Here is a 12,858-nt window from a genome sequence, read left to right as displayed (position 1 = left end):
CTAAAAATACTTTTTTCGTTCTCTTTCGATAAAGTCTATTAAAGAATTCCTTTCAGTCTCATTCGGTATTTTAGTTTTAACATGTTGGTTTTGTTGTTCTTTATTTTTTATCTTCCATTTTCGAATCACATAATAAACAAAAAGAGCAGCTATAAACAAAACTACATAAGGAATCGTCCAAGCAAATAGACTAAATCCCTTCTTTGACGGTGCCTTTAACGCTTGTTCACCCATTTGATCTACATAATAAGCTAATATTTCCTCTTTATTCATCCCTTTTTCCAACATGTCTGCAACTTCTTTATAATAAAGCTGCTTAACCGGACATGTTGCTACATCATCATTTCCATGCCCTTCCATATCGAGCATATTGATAATTTCTTGAAAGTCTTTGCGGCTATAATCAAATTCATTAGCAAAGGCAATGTTTGTTATAAACAATAATGGTATGAAACAGATGAACACGCGTTTAAACAAGTATAGCAGCCCCTTTCTTAAAACTTAAACAACCTGTCTAGAATTAAAATATTTTGGAACAATTTCTTTAGATGATCTTCCAAAAAGAGCAAAAATTGTTCCAATAACAACGATAAAGCTTCCAAACCAAATCCATTTAACTAATGGATTAATACGAAAAACGAAAGTCGCACGTCGATCTTGTTCCCACGAACTGATCACAGTGTACAAATCCTCATCCCAACGTGACAAAAGCCCAACTTCGGTAGAAGGCTCTTCCCAGTTTGAATAAAATATTTTTTCCGGCATAACTTTCCCAAGATTTTTACCATCTTTTTTAATAGTCAAGACGGCAAAAATAACGTCATTCATTCCTTCCTGTTTTAATCCAAGATCATCGTATGTGATTTTATAATCTTCAATTTCAATACTCTCACCAATTGCCATCGTTTTCATTGTTTCAACTTGAAAATTTTGCGACCCAACAATACCAATGGCTATGAAAGCAATCCCGATATGGACAATATAACCACCATAACGTCTACGGTTTTTCGTCAACAATTTGATAAAAGCAAGCGGATATGTTTCATTGGTAACGGAATGCCTTGCTTTTACACCTCGATAAATTTCAAGCAAATGAGTTAGAATCATAAATGAAATTATTGCAAAAGCAATAACCGGATAGGCTTGCCTTATCCCCAATGCTAACAAAAGAAAAGCAACGGTCGTACTAAGTGCAGAAGGAAGTAAAAAATTTCTTTGTAAATTTTTCTTAGATGATTTTTGCCAAGCAATTAACGGGCAAATAGCCATAATGAACAACAATGCGAGTAATAGCGGCGACATGACCGAATTAAAATAAGGAATTCCTACTTTGACTTTAACTCCATTCACCGCTTCAGAAACGAGAGGAAAAATCGTTCCCCAAAACACAGCAAAAGCAGCACCAACGAGGATGAGATTATTCACTAAAAAGCTGCTTTCCTTTGACAAAAACGATTCAAATTGCCCGCTGTCTCTTTTTAATAAATGAAAGCGGCTCATCAGCATATAAAGCGCGAAAAGAATGGCAATCGCCATAAAAATTAAAAAGTACAACCCTAAGTTTGAGTTGGTAAAAGAATGAACAGATGTTAATATACCGCTTCTGACAAGAAAAGTACCAAATAATGTTAATGCATAGGAAATGATAATTAAGCTTACATTCCACACTTTTAACATTTGCTTGCGTTCTTGAATCATCACCGAATGAAGAAAAGCAGTTGTCGTTAGCCAAGGCATGAAAGACGCGTTTTCAACTGGATCCCATGCCCAATATCCTCCCCAGCCTAATTCCATATATGCCCAACGGCCACCAATCACGTTGCCAAGCGTTAAAAAAAGCCAAGCTATTAATGTCCAACGTCTAGTCATCCTAATCCAAGATGAATCAACTGTTTTTAAAATGAGCGCACTAATCGCAAAAGCAAATGGGACGGCCAGTCCAACATAGCCAAGGTATAAAGTGAGTGGATGAAGAATCATACCAGGATGTTGAAGCATAGGATTTAACCCATTTCCATCTATTGGACTTACCTCATTTAACTCAAATGGATTTGCTACACCTGCCATTACGAAATAAAAAAACAACGTATTCCCCAACAAAATGGAAGCAATATACGGCATAAGCTTATTCCCTTTCATTTTCCGCGAAAATGTTATCAATGCTGTATAAAGTGTTAGAAAGAATGTCCACAATAAAAGCGACCCTGCATTTCCTGCCCATAACGCACAAAGTTTATAAATGAGCGGCAAATGCAAATTCGTGTAATTCGACACGTATTTAAACTTAAATTGGCTAGTCGCCAAAGCCACTAATAAAATGGCCATCGCAATCGTTGTTAATAAAAATATTGCAAGAACACCATTCTTTCCGCTATTGATCCATTTTTCGTTTTTCTTAAAGGCGCCAAACAAAAATGCAAACAATGCATAGACTGATAGAATTAAGCCGAGATATAACGTTACATTTCCGATCACATACATAATAGGAATGCCCCTTTTATAAATAAACAGAAGATTTTATTATTGATCTATGACATCATGCTTTTCGATGTCATAATGATTAGTATTTTCACTTTCATATTTGGAAGGACATTTTGTTTGCACTTTTTCGGCAAGAAAAGAACCATCTTCATTTACAAAGCCTTCAACTATGACGATGACGCCTTCACTGAAATTATCTGGTTTTACACCGTTATGAATAACATGAAGCTCATTTCCATTGCTATCTGAAATGTTGAATTGCAATTCAATATTGTCTGGTTTCCAATGAATTGAATCTTCTATTAAATCACCTTGAATCATCACATATTGATCTTTATATTTCAAAGGGTTTTGTTTTAATTGATCAAGTGTTAATTCGATGCTGCTTGCACCAGGGGTTGCAGTTAACAATAGAATCATAATTGCTATGAAAATCGCACTAAACCCTAATAATATTTTCGTATTTTTCTTCATTCCTCCCACTCCCTTCAAAAAATTTTGAGAAAACCCAGTACCATCGATACGATTGACACTGGGTTTATAATGATTTAGCTTACATTTTCTAAACTTTTTTGGCTCAATATATTTTTTCTACCTTTTTTCAAAGAATGTTTACAAGATAAAAGAAAACACCAAAATCCAGCAACTAAATGGACGGGGACAACCCAATCGAGGGCGTAACCGCTCCGAATACCGATAAATATTCCCGTCCCTAAAGCAATTAGAATCGTTACAAAGTACCAAAGTCCTGTAAAGCTTTTTTCACTCTTATGGCCTTTTGACATCTGCTTAAAACCTTTTTTCACATGTGTAAATGTAACAATGCCAATGAATAATAAAAGCCCGAAGCCAAAAAGAACATGGACAACTAAGGCAAATGAATAAAACCCCCAAAATTGAGGATTGGCTGGCATGAAGAGCATCATACCAGTCAAACTGCAAATCAAAGTGAAATAAAAGGCCAGCTTAGTCAAGTTGAATCACCTTCTTCGTTACAGCCATATCGGTAATCGGTAGTGTTCTGTCTGTTCCAGGATCCCCAAACTCCCTTAACGTAACATTGGCAAAATATTGCGGTGACACCCGATAACGCAGTTTTGCATTAATCGTGATCTTTTTCACATTTTTTGGTAATGTAAATGAATATTCTCCGTATTTTGATTGTTTCGGAGGAATTAAATGGTCCTCTCTTCTCGCAATCCGCCAAACTTGATGATGGTCTATTAAATTTCCTTTTTCATCATAAAATTTAGAGTGAAACATAACGGCATTCGGGTCCACTTCCATTTTTTCATCCAACTTACCAGAAGCAAACAAGATCTTTCCATTTTCATCAACCGCTTCAACATCAATCCAAAGCTGACGTAAATCAGTAGCCCCGGTTGGCAAATTATGACCGGCTCCTTTATTCGTTACTTTCACTTTAAAATCAAACTTTCCATTTTCTTGTTTTGCGTCAACAATTTCAATTTCTGCTGCGGACTTTAACATTTTTTCTGTTAACTTAAACATTTCTTGATCTCCATAAAGATATGGAAGTGCTTGATTTCCGCCAACAAATCTATGATCTAATACTTTTTTCTTATATTTACCACCATCGGTCGTTCTTCCAGCCACTTCTTTATCACGTTCACCAGGAACAGGTGCCATATGGCAGTCTATACAGGTAGAAAATTCACTAGAATTTGGGTCAGCGTATGAGCTGTTCAACCATTCCCGATACGTATCTTGTTCAATTTTTCCATTTGGAGCAGCTTGTGTATGACAGCTGGAACAATATTCAGCTTCTTTGTAAAGCTTGCTCGAAAAATCAGAAGCATGCCTTTTAGGCGCCGAACGTATGAGAAAACTTTCAATCGCTTCATTCGTATTTGCAAACGGATATTCATGAACAAGCTCAGGGCTGAATACATAAGATGCATCTGCTGGAATTCCTTGTCTTTCATCAGGAAATACATCGCTAATGGCATGGCACATAATACAGGACGTACCCGCTTGTTCATATTTACTGCTGGTCCACTTCGTTTTTCCGACAGAACCTGTTACTAAAGCTTCAGGTGTATGACAGCCTGCACAAAAAGTAATGCCATCTTGCCCTATTTCTTTAACAGCAAATGTCTCTTCGTGGCTTTCGTAAATAGGGTCATTGGCTGCGGATCGGGCATGAGCCGAAACTTTCCATTCATCAAAACTATTTTGATGGCACTTAGCACAATCTTCTGATTCCGTCAATAAATGAGGATCAACAGGATTTCCAGAAATAGTTTTTACATTGGACAATCCAAAATCTTTCGATTGTTCTTCAGCGAGGGAAAATTTAGGCTCATCATCAATATTCATGCGCGCTTCCTTATACATAACAGCAACGATTACACAAATCGTCAAACTAAAAAGTAAACTTGCGATTACTTTCTTTTTCATTGCCCAAGCACACCTTTCTCTTTGGAATGCTTTGAACTTGAATATATGAAATAACCGATTGCAATGATTAAAGCTAAAAGAAGTACTGCCTGTGCACTCAATGTTTCTACAGTCGGATATATGCCAAGCAAACTAATCGTCGGCCAACCGCTCAAGAATGTTGCCGGTATATATCCACCTTCTTGCAGTTCAAATATTCCATGACCTGCAAAGCTAAAAGCCATTAAATAAAGAAGCGTGCTTGTACATGTGAAAAATGGCTTTATTGGAATGCGGATGCTATATTTTGAAATTAATAAATAAAGAATCGTTAACGCGATACAGCCAAGCAAAAATCCGTACAAAATATATGAGTTGTCATCGCCAATGGCAAGTAATGCTTCATAAAATAAAATTGTTTCAAAACCTTCACGGAAAACAGCTAAAAAAGCAACAAAGCTCATTGTATAAAGATTCCCTTTTGAAACGGAATGCGCAAGTTTTCCTTTTATATATTCCTGCCATTTTTGCCCTTGGACTTTGCTGATTAACCAATAGCTAACGTAGAAAAGGAAGAAAACAGCAATGAGCATTGTAACTCCTTCTAAAGCTTCTTGGTCCGCACCGCTTAATTTAAAAATATTACGAATCAAGTAGGCGGCAATAAAGCTTACAATAACAGCTCCAATTGATCCGATATAAATGTATTTGACCTGCTCTTTTTGATTCGTTTTAAGCATGTAAGCTACTAATGCACCAATGATTAAGATCGCTTCAAATCCTTCACGAATAATAATAATTAATGATTGAATAAACAGCTCCCAATTGGAAGGAGCCGCTTCCGCTTTGATTAAAGATTGAGAAATTAAATCTTTTAATCTTTGAATCTCGTTATCAATCGGTAGACCATTTTGGATATTTCCTTTAACTAACGCAAATGCACTTTCAATTTCTTGTACAGCTGATTGATCCCTTGCAGATATTTTTTTCTCCAATGGTTCAAAGATGAAATAGGAATCAAAGATAATATCATAAGCTTCCTTTTGCTTTCCTGCTTTATATTGTTGAACAGCTTCGTCAAACATCACTGCCAATTGCTTTTCAATTTCTTGAATGTTTAGCTCACCGTTATTAGTTAATGTAATCTGAACGTTTGTTCGTTTAATAATAACATCTACAATTTCTTGTGCAATCTTTTGTCCCGCTTCTTGAGATTCTTTATTTAGTAATAATATTTCTAGCTCATTTAGTTTCTCATCAATGAAGCTGCTTTCTTCACCAAATGCAGGCTTTATTTGCAAAAACCTTTGCTTAGCTTCTGCAAGAAAGCTTTTTAATTCAGCAAATTCCACACCATTGAAGATTTCCCCGTCTTTAATGGCAACACTCCAATTGTCATGGATATATTGGATTAACTTCCCTATTTTTTCTGCTTCAGATTTTACATCTGTTTCGGAGATTTTTTTTGATTCGTATGTATGTAAGATATTTAATATTTTTTGAACAGCTTCTTCATTAGAGTGAAACGATTTTCCATTTTCAAAAAGAGCTGTAAGTGTCTGAAAATCTTCTTTTGATATTTCTTTTTCAAGATCAGATTTAATAATTGCAAAATAATAATAAGCTGCACCATCTTTTTCGTTTAAAGATTCCTTCACTTTAAATAGGTAGGTTTCTTTTAAATCATCAATAATAATATCTTTTAAATTTTCAACATTGCTTGGATTTTTCTTTAACTCTACGATCGCTTTCATCGCAGGTGTTGCTTTTTTTTCAAACTTCAATTTGCTTTCACGAACTTCGAACCATTGTCCGGCTTCCTTTACATCCCCTACATTCAGTGCTTTTTTTGTAGTTTCATAACCAAGTTGCAATATTTGAAAAGGGATGATATCAACTTGTTTTTGTTCAAAAGACTCGTAAATTGCATTTTTTAGTGCTTCATCTTCAACCGCTGATTGTTCGACCATTGAGTCAAAAAGCTTTCTTGCTTCTTCCAATGCTTGTAAATCACCATTATTTGAATATTGCCGCAGCTGTTGTTTAATTTCGCGGAATATCGATCCAAATGAATCAGAGGCACTTAAACCAGTAAATGGTAATAGCTGAAAAATGCTAAAAGTTGCAATTAAACAAACTAAAGCAATTTTTATTTTTTTAATCACGGTTTCTCAACCTCCAAGGAAAAAAAGCCCATTCCTTTAAATGGGCTTTTTAAAGTTCAACTCCAATTGTTGTCGCTGCTTCAACCATTGCATTGAATAATGCGCCAAATTCTTCATCAACCGTTTGGACGTCCGGCTTTTCTTCACCCATTACATCTAGCACTTTATCAATTTGTGCTCGTACCTTCTCATCGATTTCTGGGGAAGCTGCTACAATTTTAGGGGAAATTGCATCATAAAATAGTTGAACTCCTTCAAAAACATTTCGAGCATCTTCAATTCTTGTACCTGAGATGCTTTCACCTGTATAAACAGCTTCAACAAATCCAGATAACTCTGGCAAAATTCCTGTCATTGCTTCGAATAATAATTGTTCATTTAACTCCGCTTGCTCAACAACTTCTTTCAATTTAGCAGCATCTTCTTTTAATAAAGCTGTCAATTCAAGCAACTTTTCTTTATGTATAGCAGGATCTTCTTTCCCCCATAAAATTTGTTCAAGGCCATGGAAACCTGTTTCAGTGCTAACGTCCATTGTTTCATCTAATTCAGGGGATAATGTTGCAAATAATGCTTCACCTTTTTCGTATTCTAATTGTGTCGGCAGCCATTGTTCTTTCGCTTTTTCAAAATCACCTGCATTTATGGCTTCCTCTAGCTTTTCAGCATTAGAAATGATTCCATCCACACGCGCCAATGTCCATTCTTTTGCTTTTTGGATATTTTGTTCGATATTAACAGATTCATTGCTTGTTTGTTCTGCCGTCTCTTCAACTTTTTGCTCCTCTTTTGTTTGATTAGCTGCTTCTTGGCTGTTGCAGGCAGCAAGTGAAAAAACTGATGAAGCTAAAAGTACGGCCATCATACCTTTCTTAAACAAAAAAACCACTCCTTGAAACTGATTATCATTACAACTCATAAAAAAAATATACCATTCATGAAAATGATTATCAATATTATTTTTTAATGGATTTCAATTTTAAATTTATTAGGCTGCTTTAGAAAATTTTTTAGTAAACTTAAATATTGTTTTCCACGGGTAACTTGTTCACTCGTCACTGGTAGCGTATGTTTCTTTCCTTCTAAAAGCGTGATCATTTCAATTTTCTCGGGAAGTTTTCCAAAAGCTTCATGTGAAAATACTACAATCAAATTATGGTATAGGTTCATTAAATATTCATCAGCTTCTACTAAAAATTTCTTTACAATAAAAGAATCTTTCGTCCATTCCCCTACTTCAAACGTTAGTGATAGCTCGGTTCCTAGGTCTTCGATATAGGCATTGAATGTTTGATACAAAAATAGCGGTGGCCTCTTTTGACGATCCACCGTTAGAAATTGAAGGAGGTGATCCGTGATTTTAGCTAAATGAATATAATAATCAGCTCTTGATTCAAAAATATTTGGGTGAATATTTTTCCAATATTTATCGATCAATTTAAGAAAGTTGAATTTGTTTTTCATTTCTGGTAAAAGTAAATAATATTCTTTTATAACTTGATTAATGACTTGTTGAACGATTTTTCTTCTTTTTTCTTGTTTTGTATCAAAAGACAAATGATGTTGATGAAAAAATTTATGTGGACAACGAATAAGCGATTCAATATAGTCAGTAGTAATAACCTTTAAATAATTTTCCATCCAGTTGTCTTTCGCTCCTTTCACCGTTTTATGTTCTTAAAAAATCAACGAATTTCTTTCCGAAAGAACGGCAAGTTTCTAATTCATCATCTCCCGGTGTTAATTCGATTTTTAATCCTTCCGGATATACTTGAGCGCCTTGTTCACTTAACTTTTCCATTAAAATATCTACAGCTGCTCCGAAATTCGGATATGCTGAATCACAAGAACCGAACACTGCCGCTTTTTTCTCTATTAATTGGATGTTTGACATTTCATCATAAAAATCTAGAAAATCATCAGGCAGATCGCCGTCTCCCCATGTATATGCACCTAACAAAATTCCTTCGTAACTTTCCAAATCATGGGCATCAGGCCCTTCCATAATATCGACCACATCTATATCTTCGCCCGCCTCTCTTACTCCTTCAGCTACTGCATTGGCCATCATTTCTGTATTGCCTGTCATACTTGCATAAATCATGATAATTCTAGCCATTTTAAATTCCTCCAATCACTTTGTTGATAATGATTATCATTATCTAACTCTATATTAAACAAGAATGATAATCATTGTCAATATAATTGTGACCACCATAAAATAAAAAGAAATAGGCATGTAAAGGAACAAAATGTTTCAATCACATGCCTTTAAAATTTTTATTGATCACAATCAACGTCAAAGTTTGTCCTCATCTTTCAGGGATTTAGAATAGTGGAGCTATATTTGGACTGAGATTTAATGGTTTCGACTGTTTGAAACTCGATGAGCAGGATTGTCATTCAGATTTAATGAATAGAATATTCATGTAACATTGTCTTTTTTATTTTTTTCTGCATGGAATGTACAGTGGCCAAATAAGTCGCTATACTCAAAGAAGAAAGAAGCTAAATTGAAAAAGCGCTCTTTCGTTTCTTCTGACTGACCTGCATTTTTTAGAATTTCTATCGTTCCTTCCCATCCTTCGTCTACAAGCAAGCCATCCATTGATAATAAACTCATATGGCCAGTTACTGACTCAAATTTTTCAAACGGCGACTGTTCAAAAATATTGTGCCAGTCTTCTATTGTTAACGGTGTGGCCATGATTTTTAACTGGGACCAAAACTCATTCATAACATCATCAGAAGGTGTATATTTCAAAGTTAAATCATGAGTACCTAACCTTCCGCCTGGCTTTAAAACACGGTAGTATTCTTGAATCGCTTTCATTTTTTCTTTATTTGGCAGCATTGTCAACATCGCTTCATTAATGACTGCATCAAACATTCCATCTTCAAATGGCAGTTTTCTAGCATCGCCCATTTGCAAAATAATTTGATCTTCCAATCCTTCTTTTTTTACATTTTCTTTTGCTTTTTCCAAACTTGGTCCATGAATATCAACAGCATAAATTTTACAGCCATATGTTTTAGCTAAGTGAATGGCAGTAGTTCCCATGTTAGGTGCAACTTCAAGAACTACTGAATCAGGCGTTAACTCTAAATGCTGAATGATTCGTTCCGTTGCACGTCTTCCTCCTGGCCGCAACATCTTTTTTCCTAAACTAGCCAAAAATAAATGAGCTGGCATTTTCAATGCATTCATATCAAACATCTCCATTCTTTCAATTTTTAAGCCATCTTCATTTTTTGTTGCATCATTTTCATTTGCATCATTTTATCGAAGGGAATTTCGGTTGACTTTTTCATTTGCAACATTAAATGGGTACGAAAAGCATCCATATAGGTAGGAGAAGAGCTGCGTTCTTTAATTGGCTGATCTATAAAGGTATGACATAGAACATTTACAGGCTGACCTGCAAAAACAATAATTTGATAAGCAACTGCTAAAGCATCCTCTACATCATGAGTGATGTATACGACTGTAGGTTTATAAGTTTCCCAAAGGGAAACGAGCAAATCTTGAATTTCTTGTCGCTTGATGACATCCAATCCTTGGAGCGGCTCATCTAACAGAAGAATTTCCGGTTTTATTACAAAAGCCCGAGCGATCGATACGCGTTGCCGCATTCCGCCGCTCAACTCATGCGGGAATCGATGAAGACTATCGCCTAAACCGACTCTTTCCAGCATTTCTTTCGCAATAACTCGTCGCTTTCCCTTATCCATCTTATCTAATAGAACAAATTCCACATTTTCTATAACAGTTTTCCAAGGTAATAGACGTGGTTCTTGAAAAATATAGCTTACTTGATTGGAATTTTTAATGATTTCTCCGAATTGAGGCTTTTTGATCCCTGCAATCATTTGCAGCAATGTTGTCTTTCCTACGCCTGAACTACCAAGAATACAAGTAATTTCACCTTCAGGTATATAAATGGAAAAGTCTTTAAAAATGTCTTTATCGCCATAGGCAAACGTTAAATTCCTGATTTCCACTTTCTCACCTTCCCCACTCTTGTACGATCATCAAACCACTGAAAGACATGTTCCGTTATTAAACCGAGCAAGACAATGACCATCGTCCAAGCAAATACTTCCGCCGTTTCCAATTGCAATCTAGCCATACTAAGTGCTGCCCCCACTCCGCTATTTGAGCTTAAAAGTTCGGCCATCACAATTGTTTTCCAACTATTTCCTAAGCAAATCGTAATTGCCGATGAAATAAACGGCCATAATGACGGCAAATAAAGGTCTTTTATCATGCGAAGACGGTGAACTTGAAACGTACGCCCCATTTCCAATAAATGTTCGGGCAAATGCCGCACACCTTGAACAGCATTAAAGAAGAAAATTGGAAATGTAGCAATAATGACAACAAAAATTGGAGCACCGCTGCCAAACCCCATCCAAATGATCGCTAGTAAAATCCATGAAATGGGTGGAACTGTTTGTAAAAAAGTCACCATTGGCTTAAAAAACTGATATAATTTTTCATAAGAACCTATAAAGCAGCCTAATAAGGATCCGCTAATTAAAGAGAAGGAGAAACCAATAAGCGCACGCTGAACTGTTATGGCAAGCTCCTTCGTTAACTGACCTTCTACTGCTAATTGATAGGCTTTTTCGACTGTTTCAACAGGTGATGGAACAATAATCGGTGGATAGAAAAACGAGACGATCCACCATAGTCCTACGATCGTTGCCATTGCTGAAAAAGTCGTTATTGTGTCTCTATCATTTGTAGTAGAACCCTTCATTTGGCAATTGTCCCCCTATAGATTCGGGTTGTGACTCTAGTAAAATTAAAAAATATTGTTCCACACTCGCTTTCGCATCTTTAGCTTCTACTAATTTGATGACCATTTTATTTAATGCGTTTTTAACAATAGGTCCTTTTAAGTCTAAATATTGTTCAGCAAGTTTTGCGATTTCATCAGGGTTTGCGTACATTTTTTCAATCGCTTCTCCATAAGCTTTTTGGAAAGCTTCAATGACTTCTGGATGTTCTTTTGCAAATTTTTCTGTTACAACAATTCCTGCTTGAGGTAAATCTAAATTATACATTTCTTTCCATGCAGCTTGGAAATCGATGACTTCTTTCACTTGATCTTGCAATTTTATGCGTACGCTGCTAAGAACGGGCTCTGGCAATACGGCATGTTTAATTTTCCCTGCAATCAGCATTTGTGCAATTTCAGGTGGTGTTGCATAATTTAATTCCACTTTATCTTGGATTCCTTCTTTTTCTAATAAGTATTTTGTTAAGACATCAGGCGGACCACTTTTATGAGAGATATATAATGACTCTCCTTCTAAATCTGCAAGTGTTTTAACATTATCATCTGTTGTAACAAGGAAAATAGTTCCCCAAGTATTTACATTTATCAACTTTAGAGGGAGACCTTTGTTAACTAAGGTTGAAGCCACATTCACCGGTGCAGCTATAAAGTCTCCTTCTTGATTTTGAAGATGGGCTAATAATTGCTCAAGCTGATCCCATGTTTGAAGTTCAAGCTGATAATTTTCAAACCCTTCTTCAGCTAAAAGTAATCCTGGCAATGCAGGTGCCCCTTTAGGTGTAAGGAATGTAAATGTTTGTTTTTCTGCTGATGTTGTTTCTTCTTTTTGTTCGCTTTGTGCTTGTGCTTGCTCTGAATTTTGTTCTGTCGTTGATTTTCCTCCGCAAGCAGTGATGGTAAGTATTGCTAATACCATCATTATTAAAAATAATGATGACTTAAAAGTTTTCAAAATCATTCCCTCCTGCCAATCATTTTTCTCTAATATTTTGATAATGATTATCAAT

General features: G+C 35.7%; 13 protein-coding genes. All 13 read right to left on the bottom strand.

Translation table 11 applies throughout. The annotated features are described in order from the left end of the window. Complete coding sequence (locus HR057_RS00445) at window positions 1–477, bottom strand: cytochrome c-type biogenesis protein CcmH (RefSeq protein WP_230474300.1); 477 nt, start codon at window positions 475–477, stop codon at window positions 1–3. A 24-nt stretch (window positions 478–501) separates the two neighbouring features. Continuing rightward, window positions 502–2,481: a heme lyase CcmF/NrfE family subunit gene (locus HR057_RS00440; RefSeq protein WP_173729433.1), complete on the bottom strand. Its 1,980-nt coding sequence runs from the start codon at window positions 2,479–2,481 to the stop codon at window positions 502–504. A gap of 39 nt (window positions 2,482–2,520) precedes the next feature. Further along, window positions 2,521–2,955, bottom strand: a complete 435-nt coding sequence (locus HR057_RS00435; RefSeq protein ID WP_173729432.1) for a cytochrome c maturation protein CcmE — start codon at window positions 2,953–2,955, stop codon at window positions 2,521–2,523. 74 nt (window positions 2,956–3,029) lie between these two features. Continuing rightward, complete coding sequence (locus HR057_RS00430; RefSeq protein WP_173729431.1) at window positions 3,030–3,455, bottom strand: hypothetical protein; 426 nt, start codon at window positions 3,453–3,455, stop codon at window positions 3,030–3,032. Further along, the gene (locus HR057_RS00425) at window positions 3,448–4,902 is read right to left on the bottom strand and encodes a multiheme c-type cytochrome (protein ID WP_173729430.1); all 1,455 of its coding nucleotides are present in this window, start codon (window positions 4,900–4,902) and stop codon (window positions 3,448–3,450) included. The genes HR057_RS00430 and HR057_RS00425 overlap by 8 nt, the downstream gene beginning before the upstream one ends. Beyond that, the gene (locus tag HR057_RS17270) at window positions 4,899–7,046 is read right to left on the bottom strand and encodes an FTR1 family iron permease (RefSeq protein WP_173729429.1); all 2,148 of its coding nucleotides are present in this window, start codon (window positions 7,044–7,046) and stop codon (window positions 4,899–4,901) included. Before HR057_RS17270 ends, HR057_RS00425 begins: the two co-directional genes overlap by 4 nt. Window positions 7,047–7,095: 49 nt before the next feature. After that, window positions 7,096–7,926 carry an imelysin family protein gene (locus HR057_RS00415; protein ID WP_173729428.1) on the bottom strand — a complete coding sequence of 277 codons (831 nt, stop codon included), beginning with the start codon at window positions 7,924–7,926 and terminating at the stop codon, window positions 7,096–7,098. An 83-nt stretch (window positions 7,927–8,009) separates the two neighbouring features. Continuing rightward, window positions 8,010–8,687 carry a hypothetical protein gene (locus HR057_RS00410; protein ID WP_173729427.1) on the bottom strand — a complete coding sequence of 226 codons (678 nt, stop codon included), beginning with the start codon at window positions 8,685–8,687 and terminating at the stop codon, window positions 8,010–8,012. Window positions 8,688–8,715: 28 nt separating this feature from the next. Then, a complete protein-coding gene (locus HR057_RS00405; RefSeq protein ID WP_173729426.1) occupies window positions 8,716–9,165 on the bottom strand; it encodes a flavodoxin in 450 nt (149 codons plus the stop codon). Between the two features lie 306 nt (window positions 9,166–9,471). Then, the gene (locus HR057_RS00400; protein ID WP_173729425.1) at window positions 9,472–10,254 is read right to left on the bottom strand and encodes a class I SAM-dependent methyltransferase; all 783 of its coding nucleotides are present in this window, start codon (window positions 10,252–10,254) and stop codon (window positions 9,472–9,474) included. A 26-nt stretch (window positions 10,255–10,280) separates the two neighbouring features. Continuing rightward, entirely contained in the window at window positions 10,281–11,048 is a 768-nt protein-coding gene (locus HR057_RS00395) for an ABC transporter ATP-binding protein (RefSeq protein ID WP_173729424.1), read from the bottom strand. Beyond that, window positions 11,030–11,809, bottom strand: a complete 780-nt coding sequence (locus tag HR057_RS00390) for an ABC transporter permease (RefSeq protein ID WP_173729423.1) — start codon at window positions 11,807–11,809, stop codon at window positions 11,030–11,032. The genes HR057_RS00395 and HR057_RS00390 overlap by 19 nt, the downstream gene beginning before the upstream one ends. Continuing rightward, on the bottom strand, window positions 11,787–12,803 hold the full coding sequence (locus tag HR057_RS00385) for an ABC transporter substrate-binding protein (RefSeq protein ID WP_173729422.1): 1,017 nt from the start codon (window positions 12,801–12,803) through the stop codon (window positions 11,787–11,789). Before HR057_RS00385 ends, HR057_RS00390 begins: the two co-directional genes overlap by 23 nt. Between the last annotated feature and the right edge of the window lie 55 nt (window positions 12,804–12,858).

Source organism: Calidifontibacillus erzurumensis, from assembly GCF_013303125.1.
Taxonomy (GTDB): domain Bacteria; phylum Bacillota; class Bacilli; order Bacillales; family Bacillaceae_J; genus Calidifontibacillus; species Calidifontibacillus erzurumensis.
Note: the sequence above shows the minus strand (reverse complement) of the source record. Positions and strands in the feature narration are given on the sequence as shown.